Annotated in this window: 19 protein-coding genes; 13 read left to right on the top strand and 6 right to left on the bottom strand. The window is 36.4% G+C overall.

The genetic code is table 11. The features are described 5' to 3' along the window. Positions 1–2: 2 nt before the first annotated feature. Together epmB and ACE1OF_RS00835 are read left to right on the top strand one after the other, a co-directional pair. A complete protein-coding gene (gene epmB, locus ACE1OF_RS00840; protein ID WP_448891992.1) occupies positions 3–1,043 on the top strand; it encodes an EF-P beta-lysylation protein EpmB in 1,041 nt (346 codons plus the stop codon). A gap of 86 nt (positions 1,044–1,129) precedes the next feature. Next, positions 1,130–1,438, top strand: coding sequence for a hypothetical protein (locus ACE1OF_RS00835; protein ID WP_448891991.1), 309 nt, complete (start codon positions 1,130–1,132; stop codon positions 1,436–1,438). A gap of 15 nt (positions 1,439–1,453) precedes the next feature. On the opposite strand, the gene ACE1OF_RS00830 is transcribed toward ACE1OF_RS00835, so the two are convergent. Together ACE1OF_RS00830 and ACE1OF_RS00825 are read right to left on the bottom strand one after the other, a co-directional pair. Beyond that, a complete protein-coding gene (locus tag ACE1OF_RS00830) occupies positions 1,454–2,503 on the bottom strand; it encodes a YeiH family protein (protein WP_448891990.1) in 1,050 nt (349 codons plus the stop codon). A 166-nt stretch (positions 2,504–2,669) separates the two neighbouring features. After that, positions 2,670–4,850, bottom strand: a complete 2,181-nt coding sequence (locus tag ACE1OF_RS00825; RefSeq protein WP_448891989.1) for a prolyl oligopeptidase family serine peptidase — start codon at positions 4,848–4,850, stop codon at positions 2,670–2,672. A 313-nt stretch (positions 4,851–5,163) separates the two neighbouring features. On the opposite strand from ACE1OF_RS00825, the gene ACE1OF_RS00820 reads away from it, so the two are divergent. Further along, a complete protein-coding gene (locus ACE1OF_RS00820; RefSeq protein ID WP_448891988.1) occupies positions 5,164–6,045 on the top strand; it encodes a LysR substrate-binding domain-containing protein in 882 nt (293 codons plus the stop codon). A gap of 57 nt (positions 6,046–6,102) precedes the next feature. Here ACE1OF_RS00820 and ACE1OF_RS00815 read toward each other — a convergent pair whose 3' ends face one another. Continuing rightward, complete coding sequence (locus tag ACE1OF_RS00815; RefSeq protein WP_448891986.1) at positions 6,103–6,609, bottom strand: DUF3016 domain-containing protein; 507 nt, start codon at positions 6,607–6,609, stop codon at positions 6,103–6,105. A gap of 143 nt (positions 6,610–6,752) precedes the next feature. On the opposite strand from ACE1OF_RS00815, the gene ACE1OF_RS00810 reads away from it, so the two are divergent. Next, entirely contained in the window at positions 6,753–7,922 is a 1,170-nt protein-coding gene (locus ACE1OF_RS00810; RefSeq protein ID WP_448891984.1) for a hypothetical protein, read from the top strand. 261 nt (positions 7,923–8,183) lie between these two features. Here the strand turns inward: ACE1OF_RS00810 and ACE1OF_RS00805 are convergent, their stop codons facing one another. Together ACE1OF_RS00805 and ACE1OF_RS00800 are read right to left on the bottom strand one after the other, a co-directional pair. Then, positions 8,184–9,227, bottom strand: a complete 1,044-nt coding sequence (locus ACE1OF_RS00805) for an isoaspartyl peptidase/L-asparaginase family protein (protein ID WP_448891983.1) — start codon at positions 9,225–9,227, stop codon at positions 8,184–8,186. 322 nt (positions 9,228–9,549) lie between these two features. Beyond that, on the bottom strand, positions 9,550–10,929 hold the full coding sequence (locus tag ACE1OF_RS00800) for a PhoH family protein (protein ID WP_448891982.1): 1,380 nt from the start codon (positions 10,927–10,929) through the stop codon (positions 9,550–9,552). 276 nt (positions 10,930–11,205) lie between these two features. On the opposite strand from ACE1OF_RS00800, the gene rapA reads away from it, so the two are divergent. The 3 genes from rapA to ACE1OF_RS00785 all read left to right on the top strand — a co-directional run bounded on the left by rapA (position 11,206) and on the right by ACE1OF_RS00785 (position 15,902). Next, positions 11,206–14,121, top strand: a complete 2,916-nt coding sequence (gene rapA, locus ACE1OF_RS00795) for an RNA polymerase-associated protein RapA (RefSeq protein WP_448891981.1) — start codon at positions 11,206–11,208, stop codon at positions 14,119–14,121. Further along, positions 14,121–14,825 (top strand): pseudouridine synthase, encoded by a 705-nt coding sequence (locus tag ACE1OF_RS00790; protein ID WP_448891979.1) that lies wholly within the window; start codon positions 14,121–14,123, stop codon positions 14,823–14,825. The genes rapA and ACE1OF_RS00790 overlap by 1 nt, the downstream gene beginning before the upstream one ends. A 90-nt stretch (positions 14,826–14,915) precedes the next feature. After that, a complete protein-coding gene (locus tag ACE1OF_RS00785; protein WP_448891978.1) occupies positions 14,916–15,902 on the top strand; it encodes a DUF3530 family protein in 987 nt (328 codons plus the stop codon). Between the two features lie 57 nt (positions 15,903–15,959). On the opposite strand, the gene djlA is transcribed toward ACE1OF_RS00785, so the two are convergent. Then, positions 15,960–16,781 (bottom strand): co-chaperone DjlA, encoded by an 822-nt coding sequence (djlA, locus tag ACE1OF_RS00780; RefSeq protein WP_448891977.1) that lies wholly within the window; start codon positions 16,779–16,781, stop codon positions 15,960–15,962. A 176-nt stretch (positions 16,782–16,957) separates the two neighbouring features. On the opposite strand from djlA, the gene ACE1OF_RS00775 reads away from it, so the two are divergent. The 6 genes from ACE1OF_RS00775 (at position 16,958) to ACE1OF_RS00750 (ending at position 25,699) form a co-directional block, all read left to right on the top strand. Next, positions 16,958–19,216, top strand: a complete 2,259-nt coding sequence (locus ACE1OF_RS00775) for an LPS-assembly protein LptD (RefSeq protein ID WP_448891976.1) — start codon at positions 16,958–16,960, stop codon at positions 19,214–19,216. Positions 19,217–19,259: 43 nt separating this feature from the next. Continuing rightward, entirely contained in the window at positions 19,260–20,570 is a 1,311-nt protein-coding gene (gene surA, locus ACE1OF_RS00770) for a peptidylprolyl isomerase SurA (protein WP_448891974.1), read from the top strand. Beyond that, positions 20,570–21,562, top strand: coding sequence for a 4-hydroxythreonine-4-phosphate dehydrogenase PdxA (gene pdxA, locus ACE1OF_RS00765; RefSeq protein ID WP_448892092.1), 993 nt, complete (start codon positions 20,570–20,572; stop codon positions 21,560–21,562). Before surA ends, pdxA begins: the two co-directional genes overlap by 1 nt. 52 nt (positions 21,563–21,614) lie before the next feature. Then, a complete protein-coding gene (gene rsmA, locus ACE1OF_RS00760) occupies positions 21,615–22,496 on the top strand; it encodes a 16S rRNA (adenine(1518)-N(6)/adenine(1519)-N(6))-dimethyltransferase RsmA (protein WP_448891973.1) in 882 nt (293 codons plus the stop codon). Positions 22,497–22,500: 4 nt separating this feature from the next. After that, positions 22,501–23,346, top strand: a complete 846-nt coding sequence (locus tag ACE1OF_RS00755; protein ID WP_448891971.1) for a symmetrical bis(5'-nucleosyl)-tetraphosphatase — start codon at positions 22,501–22,503, stop codon at positions 23,344–23,346. Between the two features lie 334 nt (positions 23,347–23,680). Continuing rightward, entirely contained in the window at positions 23,681–25,699 is a 2,019-nt protein-coding gene (locus ACE1OF_RS00750) for a methyl-accepting chemotaxis protein (RefSeq protein ID WP_448891969.1), read from the top strand. Positions 25,700–25,779 lie beyond the last annotated feature (80 nt).

The raw sequence follows: 25,779 nt of genomic DNA, 5'->3' as shown, positions 1-25,779 counted from the left end.
AGTTGTATTTAGAATTGTCGCAAATAATAACCCAAGTTGACCCTCAATTGCATCTTTGTGATGAAAATTCATGGCAAAAAGATTTACGTGAAGTCATAACCGACCCAAAAAAACTTCTAAATTTGCTTGATATTAATAGTGATGGTTATTTGCAACACTTTAAGGCGCGTAAATTATTTCCTGTTCGGGTGCCATTACCTTTTATTAAGCGCATGAAAAAAGGTGATATTAATGACCCTTTATTAAAACAAGTCATGCCTTTATCTAATGAGTTTACTATCTCTGATGGTTATGTAACAGATCCCTTAAATGAACATGATACTGTTGCCACTGGCTTACTACATAAATATAAAAATCGTGTATTAATGATAGTAAAAGCAGGTTGTGCTATTAATTGTCGTTATTGTTTTAGACGACACTTTCCCTACCAAGATAACACCCCAAACAAACAACGCTGGCATCAGGCGCTAACTTATATCGCTGATAATAATAAGATATCTGAAGTAATTTTTAGCGGTGGCGATCCCTTAATGGCAAGTGATGAACACTTAAATTGGCTTGTTGAGCAAATAGAGAAAATACCTCATGTAAAACGCTTACGCATTCATAGTCGTTTACCTGTAGTTATTCCTCGCCGTATTACGCCAGCACTTGTTAATTTATTAAAAAATACCCGCTTAAAAACAACCGTGGTATTGCATATAAACCATGCGAATGAAATTAACCATGATTTTACTCAAGCATTAGAACCTTTAAGAGCAGCAAGGATCCCACTATTTAACCAGAGTGTTTTACTTAAAGATATTAATGACAATAGCCAAACCTTAATTGCGTTAAGTGAGCAGCTATTTGATGCGGGTATTCAACCTTACTATTTACACCTATTTGATCCAGTGCAAGGTGCAGCGCATTTTGATGTACCTGAAGAAAAGGCTATAACGATTGTAAATGAAATGCTTGCCACTTTGCCTGGTTTTTTAATGCCAAAACTTGTACGCGAAGTAGCAGGACAAACTAACAAAACCCCCATAAATCTGACATAATCAGATTTTATTAATTCAGACCAAATCATTAACCCAAACTGAATCAATTAACATTAAACCAAAACTAGCTTAAAAAGAAAATCACTATGACTAAAGCCATTGAACAACAATTCATTGAAAATATCTCACTCATTTTAAAAAAATCACTAACGGCTGATGCCACTTTAGCTGATTTACGCGAACATAATAAAGCAGGGTTTGAAGCCATTTTTAAAAAAGATGCTGGCTTTCAATGTTCTGCAAATACATTTCAACCCTATGTGGAAGAAATTGCTGATGATCTATTAAACTGGCAAGCACATAAAGACCAACAACAATTACTCATTCCATTAGTTAAAAAAATTGAACAACTATTTACCGTTTTGGCTGGCTTTGAACAAAGCCACAGTGCTTAGCGCCCTATCTAGGTTTTATCTTATCAAGTAGTAAGACAAGAAATAGCCTGCTCCCATTAAATAAACAAATAAGATACTCGCTAGATAAATCGGTTTAAAACCAACATGCTTAAATTTATTAAAGCGAGTTTCCATTCCTAATGCTGTCATCGCCATTGTTAATATAAAATTATCAAACTGATTAATGCCATTCACTACGCTTTCTGGCAACAAATTAAGTGAATTAAAGCCAACAACACCAACAAAACCTAATGCAAACCAAGGAATAGTAATTGCCATTTTATGCTGACGTTGAGCAACGCCTTGCCTTACATAGCTTTGTTTAACGCCTCTCGCAATCCAAAGACTTAACACAATTAAAAAAGGTGCTAATAACATTACTCGCAACATTTTCACAATAATTGCTGTGTTTGCAATGTTATCCCCCATGGCTGCACCTGCGCCAACTACATGGGCGACTTCGTGTAGGCTCCCACCAGTATATGCCCCCATTGCTTGTTCAGTTAACCCTAATACACCACTTTGGTACAACATTGGATAAATAAACATTGCAAGTGTGCCAAAAACCACCACAGTTGCCACCGCGATACTGGTTTTATAAGGCTCGGCTTTAATAATTGGCTCTGTTGCTAATACGGCAGCCGCACCACAAATTGCGCTGCCTGCACTAATTAAAATACTGGTATCACGATCAAGTTTTAATAGCTTTATACCAACCCAGCATCCTAGAATAAAGGTAGTAGTTACCATAATAAAGCTGACTGCAACCCCTGCAACCCCAACCTGTATAACGTATTGAAATGTTAACCGAAAACCATATAAAACAATACCTAATCGTAATAAGGTTTTAGTAGAAAATAACAAAGAAATCTGCCATTCATCAGGAAATTTATGCCGTAAACTATTCCCGTATAGCATACCCAGCACAATGCTAATAATCAGTGGACTAATCGCTAATTGCTTAAACAATGAGAATTCAGACAGGTACGTAGCTGCCATTGCTAATAATGCGACAAATAGCAGACCATTTAAGGTGTTCGCTCGATTTTCTATAGAAAAAGCCATCATATCTCTCAGTTATTCATTTTAGCGATAATATATAAGAGATAATTAAATAAATATAATGGATGTTTTTAATGTAATACATTAAAAATACTAATGAACCTAAATTGGCTTAAATAAACTGAAAAAGCCCAAGTCATGCTTGGGCATCTATTACTGAAGGGCTTTATTACTCTGGTAGTTTGTCAAATCCCATATTGAAGAGTGTAAAAGCAAATAGGTCTGCGTAAAGATCGATCGTTTTAGAAACGGGCGTACCCGCCCCATGACCACCATTTGTTTCAATTCGAATTAACGTGGGTGCAGTGCCAGCCTGCTTAGCTTGCAATTGAGCCGCAAATTTAAACGAATGAGCAGGTACAACGCGATCATCATGATCACCTGTTGTTATCATAGTCGCAGGATAGCTAACGCCTGATTTAACGTTATGCACGGGTGAATAGGCTTGCAAATAATTAAACATTTCTTCACTTTGCTCAGCTGTACCATAATCGTATGCCCAACCTGCACCCGCAGTAAAGGTATGATAACGAAGCATATCTAACACCCCAACCGCAGGAAGTGCAACTTGCATTAAATCAGGACGTTGCGTCATTACTGCGCCAACCAACAAGCCACCGTTTGATCCCCCTTGTACAGCAAGATATTCGCTCGATGTATAATTTTGCTCAATCAGGTATTCGCCTGCAGCAATAAAATCATCAAACACATTTTGTTTATTTAATTGTGTTCCTGCGTCATGCCATTTTTTACCGTACTCACCGCCACCACGTAAGTTAGCAACCGCGTAAATGCCTCCTTGCTCCATCCACACAGCACGAGTCACACTAAACGATGGGGTTAAACTAATATTAAAACCACCATAGGCATATAATAATGTTGGATTTTTACCATTCAGCTTAAGGCCTTTTTTATAGGTAATGATCATAGGTACTTGAGTACCGTCTTTTGAGGTATAAAATACTTGTTTAGATTCAAAGGCATTACTGTCAAATTTAGCACCTGATTTTTGATAAACGTTACTTTTACCCTCGTCTAAATTGTAACGGTAAATCGTATCAGGTGTTTTGTAGTTGCTAAATGAATAATACAAGATACTATCATTTTTCTTACCTGAAAAATCACTCGCACTGCCTACGTCTGGCAGTGCAATTTCACGTACTTTTTTGCCTTGATAATCGTATTGATACACTTTAGATATGGCATCAATCATATATTCTGTAAAGAAATAACCACCACCAATTGATGCACTTAATACGTTTTCTGTTTCAGGTATTAGATCATGCCAATTTTTACGTTCAGGTGCTTTAGCACTTACACTAACAATTTTTTTGTTAGGCGCGTCAATATCGGTTACTAAAAACAGAGTGTCGCCTTCGTTGTCTATCACGTAGGTGTCACCTAAAAAGTCATCTACAATGGTAACTAACGGGCTATTAGGTCTAGTTAAGTCTTTTAAAAACAACTTATTGCCAGAAGTAGATACCGCACCTGAAATGATTAAATAACGGTTATCTTCGGTCACGCTACCACTCACATACCGATGTTTTTCTTGCGCAGTAGCCCCAAAAATGACCTTGTCATTTTTTTGTGCTTGCCCTAATTGATGATAATACAGCTTATGTTGATCTGTTTTGGCAGAGAGTTCACTCCCTTTGGGTTTGTCATAACTAGAGTAGTAAAAGCCTTCATTTTTATACCACGAAATATCTGAAAACTTCACATCAATTAACGGTGTTTCAAGCACTTTTTTGGTGGCTGCATCAACAATGATAATTTTACGCCAGTCACTACCGCCTTCTGAAATCGCATAAGCGGCAATAGAACCATCTTTAGAAAAACTTAATTGCCCCATTGAAGTCGTACCGTCTTCACTGAAAGTATTCGGATCTAAAAACAACTCTACTTCGCCACCGTCTTTTTGACGATAAACAACGTATTGATTTTGTAAACCATCGTTTTTGTAAAAATAGGTATAATCACCTTCTTTAAAAGGCGCGCCTATTTTTTCATAGTTCCATAATTCTCCTAAACGTAATTTCAATCGTTCGCGATAAGGGATCTGCTTTAAATAATCAAAGGTTAATTCATTTTGCGTTTTTACCCATTTACCCGTTTCTTCACTACGATCATCTTCTAACCAACGATAAGGGTCAGCAACTTGAGTACCAAAGTATGTATCAACAATATCGCCTTTTTTTGTTATGGGGTAATTCACATTTATACCTTTTGAATTGGCTGCAATAGCTGCAACATTTGACTCAGGGCTATGCCCTGAACACGCTGTTAATATAGAGGCTATTAACACACCAGTAACTATAGTACTGGATAAAATGATCTTATTCTTCATTCCATTACTCGCTGAATTAATTGAATCGTGTTTACAATAACTATTGACTTATTATTATTTAAATAAGACAAAGATATAAACAATTATTTTACAAAAAATTAACACTGTAGCAGAAATGATATCAACTTGACTATGTTATAACGTAATGTTTATCGGCATCGGCGGAATATTACTGTTTCAGTTTTCTGGTTTAAATTAACGAATTATTTCATGAATCATGTAATACATTAAGCTAACTAAATAAATCTAATACGTTTACTATGCTATATTAACATTATTAATAAGCGCTAGATTAGAACGTTATAAATCGCACATGAATATCACATTAAAGCAGTTATCTGTATTTACCACCACAGCAAGACTCAGTGGCATTACAAGAGCCGCAGAAGCTCTTTCTATGACACAATCAGCTGCTAGCCAATCGTTAAAAGAGCTAGAAAGCATACTTGGTTATCCTTTATTTACACGTTATGGCCGTAAGTTAGTAATCAATGATCACGGGCAAGCATTGCTAAGTAAAGCGACACAAATGCTCGCATTACAAACCCAAATTCAGCAACCAACCACGGTTGAGTTACAAGGAGAATTGAAAGTAGCTGCCAGTGTTACCATCGGCTCTTATGTTATGCCACAACTTTTAGCCTCATTTATAGCAAAACATCCCAAAGTAGAGCCTAAACTTGCCATTAGTAATTCTGAGCAGGTAACAGATAAGCTCATGGCTGGACAGGCTCATATAGGTTTAATTGAAGCACCTATTTCGCATCAATCGCTACATTTATCTCCATGGCGTAGTGATGAACTTGCAATTTTTTGCGCCAGCGACAATAGCCTAGCCACTCAAAATAAATTAACGATTGAAGATATGTCAAAACAACGCTGGATATTACGTGAACACGGCTCTGGCACACGCACTGTGTTCGTTAATGCGATGCAACAACAAGGAGGTATAATAAGTCACAGCATGGACTTAGCAAGACAAGAAGCAATAAAGCAAGCCGTTAAAGCTAACTTGGGTTTAGGGGTATTATCCTTATTATCCATTCAACAAGAATTAGCGCTTGGTATATTTAAAGTGCTGCCAAGCCCTTTAAATTTAAACCGTCAGCTATCTATTATTCAATCTGAGCATTATTATTATGACCCGCTAGTAAATGCTTTTTATGATTTTCTTCAACAAAAAATAGTTAGATAACTAAACAGTTCATGCTGTCAGCATAGTTAATCACAAAAACTTTCTTCTTAGTACAATTTATTCTTTAACAACAAGTTGCTCTTTAAATGCATCAAAAAACCAATCATCGAGCATTTTCTTTTCATAGCCTAAAGAATCCTGACGATATCTCAACGATCCATTCATCATAAAATTCATATCCTTTAGCTCAACTTTATTAGTTCGAATTATACTGCCACTAGCATCGAGCAGTTGATACGAAAAATTCATCCGTGGAAAATAAATGTCTTTAACAATACGTAATCGATTAATACCACCATGATGAGTATCACCAGCTAAATCTATATCGGTTACCTCAATTTTTAATACTTGTTTTTCGGGTAATTTAGCCGCAAGCTTCACAAAATGTTTTTCAAAATTACGAAAGGTATTTTCACGAAAGTTTTTTCTGTGCCCTTCTCCTGGATGAATATCACGGTATTTTTCATAATCTGTCCATGTTATTTCAGCTGTTGCGGCAAATGCAAAAGTAACGGTGGAGCAAAATAAAGAAACGAATATAGCAGCAGTAGTTAATGTTTTCATAATGATATAGCTCTGTTAAGTTTCTATTTAATTATAGCGAACAAAATAATGAATGGAAATTTTCCATCATTAAATTAGCGCAATATGTTATAAAATTAAATGAAATCATATTGTTTTCAACAATCAAAATATTAAGGGAATTTATGTTAAGAGCAAAATATACAATACTGACAGCTGTATTTTTTATTAATGTAACGGTTTTTGCTAATAGCTTAACAGTAGAAGAGTTACGAATTGACTCAGCAAAAAAAGTAATACCTGATACAGTAACTCTATTTAGTGATAATGTAGATAACTTTACTAGTCACTGGAAAAAAGCAGCTAACTTTAATGAAGCAACGCATATAGTGAGAGAATACTCTCACCAATTGTGGCAAATAGCAAAAAAGCAAATATTAGCAAATAAACGCGTAGATGATCGCCCATTATATTGGGCAAGATTAATGTCTAGCAAAACCATGCGTATAACAAAACCTGCATTCGATATTAGTGAAATACAATTATCTATTTTATTAAAAGAGTTGGAACAAGGTTCAAGAGGGCGAACGGAACTTGCATTTACTCAAGGCACAAATAAAAAAATATTATTAACTGGCTTTGACCCCTTTTTACTTGATCGTAACATCAATCAAAGTAATCCATCTGGCATTGCAGCACTTTTACTTGATGGTCAAGTAATTGAATACAAAGGTATCAGAGCTGAAATTAACACAGTTATAGTGCCTGTTCGTTATGAAGACTTTGATCAAGGAATTATCGAAGACTTACTGGCACCTTATTATACACTTAACAATGTTGATATGATTGTTACAGTGAGTATGGGTCGTAAAGAATTTGATTTGGAAAGGTTTCCAGGTAAACGCCGTAGTGTAACAGCACCAGATAATTTAAATATATTATCTGGGGGTACTCAAGAAAAGCCTGTAATACCTAAACTGCACCAACGGGCATTACCAGGCGAAGAATTTGTATTATTTAGCTTACCTATATCAGCAATGCAGAAAGCTGAAGGTGATTATAAAGTTATAGATAATCATCAGGTTACTAGTATAAGTATTTCAGGTAAACCTATCACTTTTAAGCCTGAAATACTCAATAATATCTCTGAACATATTGCTGTAAATGGCTCAGGCGGTGGCTACTTGTCAAATGAAATATCTTATCGCAGTATTCGATTAAGAGATCAATTAAACTCTACTATTCCTACAGGGCACATACACACACCAAGAATTCAACAATATGATGCTGAAATTGAAACTAACATTGTTGAACAAATCCGTGCAATGTTAGAGCAGGCTTTAGTTACTTTATAATGCCATACCATTAGGTTAGACCAATTGAAATAATGAATCGCTCAACTTAGAGCTACAGTAGCGAGCTTAAAAGGCTTACATGCGGCGTTATTGATTTTGACAAGGGAATAACCATTCTCCTCAATCAATGCTTTGCCTCTAAGTCTTTTAATTATCGCTAAGTGGTATATTTAATTTGAAGCATTTATTGAGCATAGGCCACAATAAATGCTTCAATCTTTTTCTTATGCTTGTTTGTTTAATACTTCATAGAGTACACAACTAAAATATATTAATGGTACTGACACCAGTTGAAGACTTACTACCACGATACATACCAGGAGTGTTAAATGGCATTGTAATATTACCTTGATGATCAATGGCGATAATGCCACCTAAGCCACCAGCATCTTTCAATATTTTATTTATTACTGTCTCAGCCGCATCTTCCAACGAAATTTTTTGATATTGCATTCGAGCACAAATATCAGCAGCGACATGATAGCGAATAAAGTACTCACCATGACCCGTTGCAGAAACAGCACAGCTATCATTGTTAGCATAAGTACCAGCACCAATAATAGGTGAGTCACCAATTCGACCATACCGTTTAGCGGTCATTCCACCTGTTGATGTACCTGCGGCTAAATTACCAAACTTATCAAGCGCAACCGCTCCAACAGTGCCCACTTTGTATTCTAAATCAAGTGTTCGATGTGCCGTACGAAAGTCTTTTAGCTCTTTTTCAGCTTTTAAAAGTTTTTCCTTGGCTTTCAATAATGACTGATATCTTTGCGGTGTATCAAAGTAGCTATTATCCACCAAGGGTACCCCTTGCTCTTTAGCAAATAATTCGGCTCCTTCTCCACTCAACATTACATGAACTGATTTATCCATAACCAATTTTGCAAGTGCAATAGGACTTTTAACGGTAGTTACACCCGAAACCGCGCCTGCATTGAGTGTTTTACCGTCCATGATGGAAGCATCTAATTCATGCTTGCCATCAAAGGTATAAACAGCACCTTTACTCGCATTAAAAAGAGAAGAATTCTCTAACACTTGTATAGCAGCGATAACAGCCTCTTGACTAGTTTTACCTTGCTCTAACAAGCCATAACCAGCATCTATCGCCTCTTGCAACTTACTTTCATATTTCGTGCGTATTTCACCTTTCATTAATTTTTTATCAATCGTTCCTGCACCACCATGAATAGCAATAGCAAAGTTTGGCTCCATAGCAAAGCCGTTGAATATGAATATCCCCCCTAATAACTGGGTTGCCAAAACAAGTTTTATTAATTGGTACTTAATATTTTTTTTCATTTGTTTTCATCATCCTGTTGTAGCAATTAAAATAGTTATACCAAATGCATTAATTTATTTCCCACTCCGCAAGAATTAAAAGTTGGTGACATTGCACTTTTATCTGACTTTATTATTAAAAAGAAATGAGAAAACAAAGCGTTGTTTAAGTATTATCCTGCGGTGTAGTTAGTCCAACTCCTGAAGAAAAGATACATACGATATGCTCTAAAAATTAAGTACCCTCATCTCGCATAGCTACCTTTATCAATTTTTATTCTAATAAGTTAAGGCTATAGTAAAAAGCCTTAACTTAAAATCAGGTTACTTATAATATTGATTACTATAAATTTTCCTCTGCAAATGATGCTAACCTACTTCGTACAACGCCATTTAGGTTTACCGTTGCGCTACCCGGAAAATCTTTAAAACGTTCAACAATATAAGTTAATCCCGATGTCACTGCCGTTAAATAATTACTATCTATTTGTGCTAAGTTACCAGAGCACACTAACTTAGTACCTTCCCCACAACGGGTTATAATGGTTTTTAGTTGCGAAGCTGTTAAGTTTTGACACTCATCTAGCAACACTAATGCGTTTTGAATACTACGCCCACGCATAAAATTAACTGATTTAAACTGAATATTGGCCTTATCCATAATATAGTCTAAACTGCCAGACATACTTTCGTCTTGCTTATGTAATACTTCTAAAGAATCAGTGATTGCCGCTAACCATGGCGCCATTTTTTCCTCTTCTGTTCCAGGTAAAAAGCCTATAGATTCAGCAATTTCAGGCGTACTACGAGTAACAATAATTTTATCATACAAACCACTTTCTACTACTTGTTCCAACGCTGTGGCAAGTGCTAATAAGGTTTTACCACACCCAGCAGGGCCTGTTAAAATAACCAAATCAATGGTTGGATCAAGCAAGGCATCCATGGCCATACCCTGATAAATATTTTTTGGATGAATTCCCCAAGCTGTTTTTCCTAGTAAACGTTCTCGACCTAAATCCAAAATAGACACTTGGTCGTCACTCCAACCAGTGACTTTACCTGCAAATGTTTCACTTTCATCAATAAGGTATTCATTCATATAACACAAAGGAACTGAACTTTTATCCATAATATGTGTGGTATTTCTTCCTTCTGTTTGGGTGTCACATACCTTAACATGCTGCCAAAAATCACCTTCAAATTGATGATAACCTTTAGTTAAAAACTGAATATCATCAATAAGTTGATCTGTTCTGTAATCTTCCACATGCGCCAGCCCCGCCCCTTTGGCTTTTAAACGCATATTAATATCTTTCGTCACCAATACTATTTTATTATTGGGATTTGCTTTTTGAATATGTAGCGCTGCATTAATAATACGATTATCATTTTCATTAAACGATAATATTTGGGCTGTTTGTTTTAAACTATAGTCATTAATAATAGATAAATGCCCACTAGGGTGCTGTTCATCATTTTGCGGTAATTTTACACCTGCCAATACCTCCTCTGGTGTTGCCTCAGAGAGAGTATCCTCAAGCGCGCGAATAGCAACCCTAGCATCTCTGCTAACATCTTTTCGTCTATCTTTAATTGAGTCTAATTCTTCTAACACTGTCATTGGAACAACAACATCATGTTCTTTAAAGGATAAAAAAGCGAAGGGTTCGTGCAAAAGGATATTGGTATCGAGGATATAAATTGTTTTTTCATCACTCATGTAAGCATCTCCAGCTTAATACTATGCAGACAAAAATACTATGTAGATAAATAGTACAATGATAAGAGCACAGATAATGACCATGCATTGCTTCACATAGTCAGCATCTACTATTTAACAATGGCAGTTTATTTAGGCTATGACAAGAAAAAATTACTATTCTTTACCAAAGCTAACTATGATTATTTATAGCGAAAAGGTAATATAGCGACTTTTTCAGTGCTGAGTATTCAGCATCGTAATTTCGCCTAAATTTTAAGTTGTTTGGAGTTTTTTATGCCATTTCAGGTAGGTCAGCGTTGGATAAGTGATAGTGAATCAGATCAAGGGTTAGGAACCGTTACCAATATAGAACACAGATTCGTTACCATTATCTTCACCGCGACGGGAGAATCTAGACAATATGCTAAGGAGAACGCCCCTTTAACACGCGTTATTTTTAATGAAGGCGATACAATTCCAAGCCATGAAGGTTGGTCATTAAAAGTAACCTCTATGTCTGAAGCGCATGGCATTATAACTTATCATGGTTTAAAGCAGGGTAGTGAAGGTAAAGAAGAAGTCTCATTAAAAGAAGTAATGATAGATCACTTTATTAAATTTAATAAGCCACATGATCGCTTACTTAACAACCAAGTTGACAGGCTTGATTGGTTTAGCTTACGTAAAAACTGCATTCATTATCAATATCAACAACAACAATCTGAACTCATCGGCTTAACAGGTGCGCGCGTCAGCCTTATTCCGCATCAACTTTACATTGCTGATGAAGTAGGTAATCGCTTTGCACCCCGTGTTCTACTTGCCGATGAAGTAGGCTTGGGTAAAACTATTGAAGCGGGTTTGATCATTCATCAACAATTGGTTAGCGGACGAGCAAAACGTATTTTAATCATAGTACCTGAATCATTAATGCATCAATGGTTAGTAGAAATGCTTCGCCGCTTTAACCTTAATTTTAGTATATTTGATGAAGATCGCTGTGTTGAGGTAGCAGGTGATGACAATACAAACCCGTTTAGTAGCGAACAGTTAGTACTTGTTAACCTAAACTTTGTCACTAAAAACCCGCAATGGTACGACGAACTCATTAAAGAAGAGTGGGATTTAATGGTGGTAGATGAAGCGCACCATTTAAATTATAGTCAAGACAATCCAAGCATCGAATATCAATGTATAGACCAACTAGCACAAGTAATTCCAGGTGTACTTTTACTAACAGCAACCCCTGATCAATTAGGCCATGAAAGTCACTTTGCCCGTTTACGCTTACTCGACCCAGATAGATTTTTTGATTACGAAAAATTTATCAAAGAAGAATCACACTATAGTGAAGTAGCTGATGCCGCCAATGCATTGCTTGAAGGTCTAACATTAACTAAGGATCAAGAAAACACCTTATCTGGCTTGTTAAAAGAGTCTGATATTAGCCAGCAACTAACATTATTAAATGATGAAGGTGATCAACAAGCAGTGGTTCGACAACAACTTGTCTCTCAATTACTCGATAGACATGGCACAGGGCGTATTTTATTTAGAAACTCACGTAATTCAATTAAAGGTTTCCCCGCACGAGAAACTCATGCAACACCTTTAACTATGCCTGAACAATATCAAGAAACACTCAATGAATTTATGCTCAGTGGTTGCCCTGAAACGCTTGCAAACTCAGCACAGGCCAAATACGTATTCACGCCTGAAATGCTATACGGGCTTGACCACAACGCTGACGCTTGGACTAGCTTTGACCCCCGTGTTGACTACTTAATTGATTTACTTAAATCATTAAAAAAAGAAAAAGTGTTAGTTATTTGTGCTCATGCCCAAACAGCGATTGATTTAGAAGCAGTGCTACGTGTAAAAGAAGGTATTCGTTCCGCTGTATTTCATGAAGGACTTTCAATATTTGAACGCGATAAAGCTGCAGCCTACTTTGCCCAAGATGAAAACAGCGCCCAATTGTTACTTTGCTCAGAAATAGGCAGCGAAGGACGCAACTTTCAATTTGCACATCACCTAGTATTATTTGATTTACCCTGCAACCCTGATTTATTAGAACAGCGTATTGGTCGACTCGACCGAATAGGTCAAACTGAAATAATACGATTGCATATCCCTTATTTTGAAGATTCTGCACAAGGTTTGTTATTTGACTGGTATCAACAAGGTCTGCAAGCCTTTGAACATACTTGTATAACAGGCAGAGCAATTTATGAAGCCTATGGAGAACAGTTGCAGGCGTTGGCATTAAGTGGCCAGCAAGTATCTCGTCAAGCAGATGAATTAATTAGTGATACTTGGCAAAAACATTGTCAAATAAAAGCAGAACTAGAATCTGGCCGTGATAAATTGCTTGAGCTAAACTCATCTGGTCAAGGGCGAGCCCATGCTTTAGTTGAAAAAATTGCACGCAGTGACAGACAAATACACTTGCCTCAGTTTATGTTTCAAGCATTAGATGTTTTTGGTGTTCAACAAGACGACAAAGCCGATAATGCCATTGCATTGAATCAAAGCGAACACATGCTCAATAGTAATTTTCCTTGTTTACCAGAAGACGGCACAACCATTACCTTTGATCGTGACACGGCATTAATTAATGAAAATTATCAATTACTCACCTGGGATCACCCAATGGTACGTGGCGTTATGGACTTAGTAATGACTGATGAAATTGGTAATGCTAGTATCGGGTTATTAAAAAATGAAGCGCTGCCTGTAGGTACTTTCTTTTTGGAATGTTTATTTACAGTAGAGGCAACTGCCCCTGCACACTTGCAGCTAGGCCGTTATTTACCAACAACACCTGTTCGCGTTTTAGTCGATAAAAGTGGCAACGACCTCGCTGAAAAAGTCAGTGAATCTGTTCTAGACAAGCAATTAACACCTGTTAAAAAGCAAATGGCATTGCAGCTAATTAAAGCACTGAAATCACAGATAAGCCCGCTAGTAACCAAAGCTGAAGATCATGGAAAAAAACAAATAAAAGCCATTCAAACAAAAGCATTAACCAACATGCAAACTAAGCTTGACCAAGAGCAACAAAGGCTAACGGCATTAAAAGCAATTAACCCGAGTGTAAGACAAGCAGAAATTGATTTTATAAGCCATCAACAAAATGAATTGTCATACTATATAGATAAAGCACAATTAACGTTTGAAGCCATACGTATGATCGTGGTGACACATTAATGACTGCAAATCCAGATTTTATCTATCAACCACCCATGGCTCCTTATCTTGATATTATTTATCAAGATAAGGATGTTGTGGTATTAAATAAAAGTAGCGGTTTACTTAGTGTACCTGGACGTTTGCCTGAACATAAAGACTGTTTGCAAAATAGAGTTCAACGCATTTTACCTACCGCAACTGTGGTTCATCGCTTAGATATGGCAACTTCAGGCATTATCATTATGGCACTCAATAAACCCGCCCATGTCGCTATTAGCCGCCAATTTGAGCAACGCAAAACACAAAAAAGCTATATTGCCCGTGTTTATGACCACGTAAAAGAGCATGAAGGGACTGTGAATTTACCACTGATTTGTGATTGGCCCAATAGACCTAAACAAAAAGTTGACCATGACAACGGAAAACCATCGCTAACGCATTATAAAGTGCTAAGTTACAACGATGACCAAGTAATAAATAACGGTTCAGATAACAGCATAAAAAGTACATTAGTTGAATTAACGCCTGTTACGGGGCGTTCTCATCAACTCCGCGTACATATGCTAGCGTTAGGATACCCAATTTTAGGTGATCGGCTCTATGCACACCAGCAAGCATTAATGGCTAGCTCTAGGTTACAACTGCATGCCCAACATTTGAGTTTGGCACACCCAGTAACAGGAGAATTACTTAATTTTAACGCACCTTGTCCTTTTAATTAATACAATTAGCTTGCAAGCCGATAAAGATAAATAGAGCGTGAGTTTAACTACTTATGTCAGTTATTATTTTATTCAAATAGAAGGGTCATTGTGCGCGCACTACTTAAATCAACAGTTCTTTCACTTGCTTTTTCGTTATTAACTTTAACAAATTTTACTGTATTGGCGCAGCAAGATGAACAATCGAATAGTGAAAATACAGTTTCACAAACGACCTCTGCGCCTCAAAAAACTCCTGAAAAAACTCCTGAAAAGCCAAAAGCTAATGAAGTAAAAGACCAAACAATCCCCGTTCCACCACCGATATCCTTAACCTTACAACATCAAGAAGATATTAAGCACTACCTAACCCCTAACAAAATTAAACCTTTATTAGCAGGGACTGAAGAATACATCACCTTAGTCACTGAAAATACCAGTGTAAATAATAAAGGTGTGGCAATTTTACTACCTGATTGGCAACAAGGCGCTACAAACCCAAAAGCAATAAATTATTTACGTAAACAACTGCCTATGCACGGTTGGACATCCATTAGTATTCAACCAATGAGTAAACCTAATAATTATCCCTCAAATGCACTAAAAATAAGTGAACAACAAGAAGAAAACAAAGCGATTCTTAACGAATACAAAAGCAAGCTAGGAACGCTGATGAATGCAGTTATCGAGAAAGCGAAAGAATCGCCTGGTATAATAATGATCATTGCTCAAGGTAATCATGGTGCAATGCTCGTTGATTTATTAAGCCAAGAAAACAAATCATCAATAATTACACAACCCCCTAATGCGCTAATTTTGATAAGTAGTTATGTATTGAGTAGTAATATCTTACTTGATGACACTAATACAGTGTTTGCAAAACAGTTAGCAAATAGTGAATATCCCGTTTTAGATTTATACTTAAAATACGACAACCCTATTGTTATATCAAAAGCTAAACAACGTCTCATGTTGTCGAAACAGGAAATGAAAGCTTATTATCGACAACGACAACTGAATAATACAGTAATGGGATACTATCCAGAACAAGCGCTATTTACCCAAATTAAAAGTTGGTTAACAGCAATTGGTTGGTAGTCTATGAAAATTTAATCACTATGCTTCAAACAATATCTTTGCGTGATAAATCCTCACTTACCTGTGTTTTGAAATCAAATCATAAGCGGCTTGAATATCTTGAGTTTTTTCTTTAGCTGCTTCCATCATTGCTGGCGGAAGACCTTTAGCAATTAATTTATCAGGGTGGTGTTGTGACATCAGTTTACGGTATGCTTTTTTAATGTCTCCCTTAGAGTCTTCTTTACTAACACCTAAAATTTTATAGGCATTTTCTAATTGTCCTGTGCTGGTTGATGCATTTTCACCGTTAAATTGTTGATAACTTTGTCCTGCTTGTTGATTAAATGCAGCACTGGCAATTATCATTTCTAATAAATCATCTAACTGACGTGAAGAATAACCTAGTAATTTAGCAATGGTGTGTAATACTTCACGCTCTTTGGTATCTAAATCACCGTCAGAAAAAGCCACTTGAATTTGAATTTCCAAAAACATCAGGCGTAAATCATGACGAGCACCACAAATACGTCTAAACTTTCGTAATCGCTCTTGTAAAGGAAATCCTGTTGTTTTACCTTCTCGAAACGCATCTTGTGCTTGTTGACGCAATTCACTGGTTAAACCAAGCTTGTTCATATAGGCACTAGCAAACGCTATTTCATGATTAGTCACCTGCCCCTTAGCTTTAGCTACATGTCCCATCACTGAAAAAGTTGTATAGAAAAAAGCAGCTTGACGAGCAACATCATCTTCTTTACCACCCGATACACCATCAAAATCGAAGCCGCGCCCACGATCAAATATGTGCCCTAACCACATACCGAGCAATGCTCCAACAAAGCTCCTACTTAGCATAAAGCCAAATAGAAATCCTAAAACTTTTCCCCAAATACGCATACGTTTATTATTTTCCTACACTTTAATTTGCTATTTACTCGCTACTCGTAGCGAGAAAGCGACATTTGCTATATCATATACGTTTCATTGCACATATTTAAGATAACCTTTACAAATAAATGCTTTTTTTCCGACTATCTCTTATTTTCATCACTTTATTTTGTGTAGCATTTTCAATGTTTGCGTATGCAGAAACACACTCTGAAACAGGTTCAGAACCCGTAGATTTGACTCAACAATGCGCCATTCCTACTTTTTATCCCATGATGCCTAACGCCCCTAAAATAACAGATGACAGTATTAACATAACCTCTAAATATGCCAGTATTGAAAAAGATCAAGTCGCCAATTTTAAGGGTGGCGTCACATTAATAGATAAAAGCCAAACAATCACAGCAGATCAACTCGCTTTTGATCGTTTATTAATGACCTTTAATGCGCAAGGTAATATACGATATCAAAACCAAAGTATTGATATTTTGGCTAGTGAATTATATGCCAGTAAAAACGACAAAAAAAGCACCATGCACGATGCTGCATATCAATTATATGGTAATCCTGGTCGCGGCAGTGCAGAGCAATTAGAAATTAGTGCCAAATCAGGATTAAGCTTAGCTGATTCAACATTTACAACTTGTGTGGGTGAAAAACCTGATTGGCAAATAAAGGCGTCTGAAATAAAAATATCTGCAGACGGCAGTGAAGGCGAAGCATATCATGCACAAATACGATTATTTGACACGCCCATATTGTACCTACCCTATTTTACTTTTCCTGTTTCAAAACAACGAAAAAGTGGTTTTTTATACCCTAAAATTGGCAGCTCTAGTAATTCAGGTCTAACCATTGAAATACCCTATTATTGGAATATTGCCCCTAATTTAGATGCCACCATAACACCACATTATATGTCTAAACGGGGCTCACAATTAAAAACAGAAGTCAGGTACTTATCAGGGCTGCAAAATGGCACAATTAATTTAGAATATTTGAATAAAGATAATGAAATTAACGCCAATAGTGATGCACGTTATCTTGCACGATTGCAACACGTAGGAACTTTTTCAGATAGCTTTAGAGCTTATATTGACTACACAACCATGAGTGATGACAATTATTTAGTTGATATTGGCTCTAAACAATACAATGCAAACGATGCTTATTTATACCAAGTTGGTGAGCTATCTTATTTTGGTGAACAATGGCAAACCACGCTAAAGTTACAAGATTTTGAAGTTTTAGGGAATCATCAACCTAGTTATAAAACATTACCCCACATAGAAATTTATGCACAAGAACCATTTACACTATTTTCACAACCAAACTTATCAGGTCAATTAGAATTCAACTCAGAGTTAACTAGTTTTAAAGCTCAATCTAGTGATCAAGCTAACGCAAATCGTTATCATGTTGAGGCAGGAGTTAACTTTCCATTATCCACACCCGCTTGGTTTTTAAATTCTGAATTTAAATTAATGCATACTTATTACCAACAAGATAATATTAAGGTGGGCAGTGCACTAAGTAAAACAGTGAATCGCACATTACCTAAAGTGCGTTTTCATGGGGGTATTAACTTTGATAGGCACTTATCATTATTTGATAATCACTATACTCAAACAATAGAACCACAAATTCAATATTTGTATATTCCAGAAAAAGATCAAAGTAATATTGGTTTATATGATACAACCAAATTACAAGATGATTTTAATGGTTTATTTAGAGACAAAAGTTTTAGCGGTTTAGACCGAGTAGCCAGTGCTAACCAATACACTTGGGGTATTACAAGTAGAATTCTTGATCAATCAAACTTAGAAATTTTTCGACTAAGTTTAGGGCGTATTCAATATTTATCCACAAAGAACACCGTTGATGAATTATTTGATGATAATAATGATAATCTGCAGTCGTCAGTTGCCGCCAGTTTGTTTTATCGCTTAAATCATCAGTGGCAAATCAGTAGCGATATACAATACAATACAGATGAAAGCTTTACAAACAAAAGCCAAGCGGCGGTTAATTATCAAATTGACAAATATAATTCAGTTCAATTGAACCATAGGTACGCTCGTAATGTCTCAGATAGTAGTTTAGAACAAATGTCATTACTCGCAAACTTTGCACTAAACAAAGACTGGGCTTTTGTAGGACGCTTAACACAAGATTTAAAAGGACAGCGTAGTATAGAGAGTTATGCGGGAATACAATTTGAAAGTTGCTGTTGGGCTGTACGTATTGCTTACCACAGACATATAAATTCAAACTTAAGTGGTAATGACTCTAACAATGAAAACCGTGATGATTTTAATAGTGGCTTTGAACTACAATTTATCATCAAGGGGCTAAATGGTAACCAAAAGACTATTGGCACACAAGACATGTTTAATTCAAGTATTTTTGGCTATAAGCGCCCGTACTATTTACAGAACTAAACATAAAACAATTAATAATATTCCATAAAAGATGTAATTATTCATGAAAAATTTAGTGAGCACTTTACTTAACACATTACTTTTAACCAGCGTACTTTATGCAGGGCTACAAACTGTTGCACATGCCGAAGAAAAACAAATTGACAAAGTAGCAGCAATTGTTAATGGCGGTGTCGTACTTGAGTCTGAAGTACAAGATCTTCTCTCCAATATTAAAAAGCAAGCTAAAAAAAATAATCAATCACTACCTTCAGACAAGGCATTGCGCACCCAAGTAATGGATAAGTTAATTAACGATAGCTTAATGTTACAAATCGGTGAACGTATGGGCATACAAGTCAGTGATGCTCAATTAGATCAAACCATTACAAATATGGCAAAAGAAAATAAATTAACCCTATCTCAATTTAGACAAGCACTCATTAGCGATGGCGAAGACTATGAGAAATATAGAGAAAATGTGCGTATTGAATTAATTTCAGGTGAAGTAACTCGTAATAGTGTTCAACGTCGTATTTATATATCACCGCAAGAAGTTTCCAATTTATTAGATTTAATGAAAGAACAAACCACTAATAATGTTGAATACCACCTTGGTCACATACTCATTGAATTCCCAGCCAATGCCACACAAGCTGACCTAACAGCTAGTAAATCGCGTGCTGATAAAGTGATAGAATTATTGAATAGTGGTTCTGATTTCAAGAAAATAGCGATTGCTTCATCAGGCGGTGCAAATGCACTTGATGGTGGGGACTTAGGTTGGCAAAATATTAATGAAATGCCGACGCTCTTTTCTGACTTAATAGATGGGAAAGACAAAGGTACCGTTGTTGGTCCTATCCGTACTGGTTTGGGTTTTAGTATTGTAAAAGTACTCGATATTCGAGGCCGTCAAGTAGTAGAAGTAGAAGAAGTCTTAGCTAGCCATATTTTAATTAAACCTTCTATTATTTTAAGTGAAGCTAAAGCAGAAGCACAGTTACAAGGGCTACTAGATAAAATTGAAGCTGGAGAAGCTAATTTTGCAGATCTAGCTAAAGAATTTTCTGAGGGACCAACTTCTGTTCGAGGTGGCGATCTAGGCTGGGCAGACCCAAATACTTATGACCCTGCTTTTAAAGAAGCCCTTGCCACCATGAAAGTTGGTGACTACCACAAACCATTTCGCTCTTCATTTGGTTGGCATATCATTCAATTAAATGATCGACGCATGGTTGATGCAACTTCTCAAATGAATAAAAACCGTGCTTATCAAATACTTCATAATCGAAAATTTGGTCTTGAAAGTGCTCGTTGGATCAAAGAAACACGCGATGAAGCTTATATAGAAATTTTTGAACAGGATAAATAATTATGACTAAACGTGTCGCTATTACACCTGGTGAACCTGCAGGTATTGGTCCAGATTTAGTTATTGTAATCGCACAACAATCTTGGCCTGTAGAGCTGGTTGTTGTTGCGTCAAAAGCCTTGATAACGAATCGCGCTAAGCAATTAAATTTACCCATAACACTCATAGACTACAATCCTAATAAGGAAGCTCGCCCACAAGCTAAAAGTACTTTAACTATAATAGATATACCATTGGCTGAGCCAGCAGTTGCTGGCATCCTTGATGTCAACAATGGCGCCTATGTTGTTGAGACACTCAAAGTGGCGAGTGACAAAAATATAACAGGTGAGTTTGATGCTGTTGTTACAGGGCCAGTGAATAAAGGGTTAATCAACAAAGCTGGCGTACCATTTAGTGGTCATACAGAGTTTTTTGCTCATCAAGCAAATTGCTCTGATGTTGTAATGATGCTCGCTACCAAAGGTTTACGCGTAGCCTTAGTGACCACTCACATACCATTAGCCTATGTGGCGAAAGCTATCACCTTTGAACGGTTGCAAAAAATTACCCGTATTCTTCATCAAGATTTAAAAAATAAATTTGGTATCCAATCACCCAAAATTTATGCTTGTGGTATTAACCCTCATGCTGGTGAAGATGGTCATTTAGGTCGTGAAGAAATAGATGTAATGGAACCTGCCTTTGCTCAGCTTAGAGAAGAAGGCATTAATGTTATTGGCCCATTACCTGCCGATACTATTTTCCAAGAAAAATATTTAAACGATGCTGATGCCATTTTGAGCATGTATCACGATCAAGGATTACCCGTATTGAAATATAAAGGTTTCGGCTCCTCAGTAAATATCACTTTAGGATTACCTTTTATTCGTACATCGGTTGATCATGGAACTGCACTTGAATTAGCAGGTACAGGTAAAGCCGATTCAGGCAGTATGATGGAAGCCATTAACAGTGCCATTTATTTAATCAACAACAGCATCGCGCAATAAAGCTATATAGTTATAAACTAAATTGTTATAGCCTGAATACTTGAGAATATTTATGAACAGTAAAACCCATTTAGGTCATCAAGCTAAAAAGCGCTTTGGTCAAAACTTTCTTCACAATGATGCCGTTATCAGCGACATTGTTGATGTAATTAATCCCGAGCCTGGCGAAAATTTAATTGAAATAGGTCCAGGCCTTGGTGCATTAACTGAACCAGTAGTAGAACGAGCAAAGAAGTTATCTGTAGTAGAATTAGACAGAGATCTTGCCCACAGATTACGCCATCATCCTTTTTTGGCACCACACTTAACAATTTATGAAACTGATGCCTTAAATTTTGATTTTGCTCAATTACTAAAAAATGAAGAGGGATTAGAAAAGCCATTACGTATTTTTGGTAATTTACCATACAATATTTCTACGCCATTAATTTTTCATCTATTAACGTTTAAAGATAAAGTAAAAGACATGCACTTTATGCTACAAAAAGAAGTAGTTGAACGTATGGCAGCAGAACCAAATTGTAAAGCGTATGGGCGTTTGTCTATTATGACTCAATACCAGTGTCAGGTATTTCCTGTAATGGAAATTGGCCCTGAAGCATTCAAACCAGCGCCAAAAGTAGACTCAGCTATTGTACGTTTGATACCCCATAAAGAAATTAAAAACCCAGTAAAAGATATTAACGCCTTAAACACTGTGTGTTTGGCCGCCTTTAATCAGCGTAGAAAAACTATTCGAAATAGCTTTAAAAAATTAATCAGTGAAGAACAGTTAACAAGTCTTAACATTGATGCTAACTTACGACCTGAAAATTTAAGTATTGACGAATATATCAAACTGGCTAATTTTATTGTTGAAAACCCTCCAGTTAACATAGAAGAACCAAACACTAAAAAGAAATCAAGGCGCGCAATGAACCGAGCAAACGAATAAAACAATGGCTATTTATTTAGTTGGGGATATTCAAGGCTGTTATAGCGAACTTCAAGCACTTTTAAAAAAAGTTGCCTTCAATCAGAAAGTTGACCAACTTTATTTGGCTGGGGATCTGGTTGCCAGAGGACCAGACTCGTTAGCCACCTTACGCTTTGTTAAATCACTTCAACAATCAGCCAAAGTCGTACTAGGTAACCACGATCTTCATTTACTCTCTGTTTATGCTGGCATTAAAAAAGTAAAAAAACAAGATAAGCTTGATAGGTTACTAGCCGCAGATGATATTGATGAGTTAATGAACTGGTTAGCCCAGCAACCTCTGTTGCAACAAATAGGGCAAGAAAATGCTTACATGAGTCATGCAGGTATTCCACCACAGTGGAATTTACAACAAGCAATAAAACAAGCAAAATTTGCAGGTGAACGGCTAAAGTCTAAACACAGAAACCAATGGCTTAGTAAAATGTACGGTGAAAAACCTGACGATTGGCAACAGGTAAAAACCGATGAAGATAAATTTCGTTATACCATTAATGCTTTTACGCGAATGCGCTATTGCTATAAAGACAAACGACTAGAACTTCAAAATAAGTCAGCACCTCTAAACAAGCGCTTTGAAAAACAATCTGACGTTAACAATATTGATTTAGTGCCATGGTACGAACTTTCCTCAACCATCATAAAAACAACTTGGGTTTTTGGCCACTGGGCTGCTTTGATGGGCAATTGTTCTGTGCCCAATATTTATGCTTTAGATACTGGTTGTGTATGGGGAAACCATTTAACCTTATTACGTTGGCATGACAAAAAAGTATTTACTGAACCCTCACATATCCCCACAAATTAAAGCTAAACGGTTAAATTAAAATATATTTTTTAATTATAGATGAAAAAATTGTACAGCTTGATATACTAAATTTTGAAGGCTTATTGTGAATATACCTTTAAAAAATAGTAAAGCATATAGAAATGATAACGTAGAAAATGGCTATTTACCGATAGCTTATATAGCTCTAGTGCTAACTATATCTGTACTAAATAATAATTATAATAATAAAAAACTAATAATAATAAAAAACTAATAATAATAATAAAAACCAATCTATGAGAATAAGAAATTACTTCCTTAATTTCACTGTTCTTTAACGTAAAAATTTGTTTCAATTTAATTGGTGGTATATATGAATCTAACCGTAGCAATGAAGATAATTGGTGGTTTTGCCATCATTTCAATTCTACTCATTTTAACAAGCGTAATATCGCTGCTTAATTTAAAAACAATCAGCGACTCAACCAGCCAGCAAAGTCAAATAGCCATTCCAACGTTAAAAGGTAGCAATAAATTAGCGCTAGAACTAGATCAAATGACAAATGCTATTTTAGAAGGTTTTTATCAGTCAGAACTCCCCTTGCTTGATGAAGATTTAACCACTTATGACGCAATAGATAAAGGATTTATTCCTGCATTGAATCAATTGAAAACCTTAGTAAAAGATGAAAAAATTCTAGTTAACAATTTAAATAAAGTGGCAGAAATTTTTAACTCTTTCAATGAGGCCGCCTCTATTGTTTTTCAAAATAGAAAATTATCAATTGAACAAAAAACGAGTTTAAAAGAAAAAGTCAGCGACTTAGAAGACAAGTCTGACGATACTGTTACTTTATTACTCGACTTAGCCGATCACCGATTAGCAAACACTACACTTCAACGTGCTATTAGCTTAAGCGAGCAATTAGAAAATCAACTAAATACTATAGTAACCTCTTCTCTAGAGTATAGCGATACGTCTTCAAGCGATACCGCAGAGTTGATTGAAAGTGAAATTTCATTCAGTTTGCAAGGAGCCCAGGCGTCAGTAAATGAAATTATTGCTGAGCTAACAATGAATGATATTGAAAACATTGCCAGCGAGTTATCTGAATCTTTTGCTGATATTGAAATGTTACTTTCTTCAGATCAGGGAATATTGTTTTATAAACGTTCTCAATTATCGGCTAATCAACAAGCAATTAATATGTTAAAGGCCGTTAAAGAATATACAATTAAAGCAAATGAGATATTAGAAAAACAAGTAGATCTAGCAAACCAAGCAACCCTTGCATCAAGTGAACTCGTTAAAAAATCGGTTTCAAGTGGTAATCAGCAAACTATCATTATTGCCATTGTTTCAATTATTATTGCATTTACGATTGCACGATTGACGCTAGTAAGTATTACTCGCCCGTTAAGTCGTGTTAACGACATGCTTAATATTGTATCTTCAGGTGACCTATCACGTAAGTTGGATGAAAGTGGTAAAGATGAATTTGCCCAATTATCTAAAAACTGTAATCTACTGATTGATAGCTTACGAACTCTTATTGAAAGCATTGTTAACCGTTCTTCACAACTTGCTGCTGCTGCTGAGCAAACCTCTGCAGTCACAGCAGAAAGTACGATAGCAATAGAAGAACAACGCAGTCAGGTTGAACAAGCAGCTTCTGCAACCACAGAGATGAGCAGCACAGCGCAAAGTGTTTTATCTAGCGCAAACGATGCATTAGGTGAGATTAAACACGCAGATGATGAAGCAGAACGAGTTAAAACTATTTCTGGTCGTAACCGCCACACCATAGAACAACTCGCCCAAGAAGTTGACTCTGCAGCTCATGTAATCAATCAATTACAACAAGATAGCGCCTCTATAGGCAGTATTCTTGATACTATTCGAGGTATTGCTGATCAAACTAATTTACTTGCATTAAATGCGGCCATTGAAGCGGCCCGCGCTGGTGAACAAGGTCGCGGCTTTGCCGTTGTTGCCGATGAAGTGAGAACCCTAGCAAGTAGAACACAAGAATCAACATCAGAAATTCAAACAATGATTGAATCGCTACAAGTAGGCGCAGGCAAAGCAGTAACCGTGATGGATGCTGGCAAAATAAAAGCGGGCGACTGTGTAACACAGTCAGAAGAAGCTGACAAAGCGTTAGAAACGATTACTCATGCTGTACATGAAGCTTATGATCGTAGTTCACAAATAGCCAGTGCTGCAGAAGAACAAAGCGTTGTAGCACATGAGATCAGTGAAAATCTAGAATCAATTGTTACCATTGCAGAACAAACCACTGCAGGCTCTAAACAAACAGCAGAATCAAGCAGTGAAGTGGCGCGCCTTTCTGAAGAGTTACAACAATCAGTACAAGAGTTTAAGCTGTAAACCCTTGTAAATAAAATACATTAATAAAAGTCTGCTTTACGTAACCAAAGCAGGCTTTTTTATTTCCATGTACAAACTTT

Source organism: Colwellia sp. E150_009 (assembly GCF_053543955.1).
Note: the sequence above shows the minus strand (reverse complement) of the source record. Positions and strands in the feature narration are given on the sequence as shown.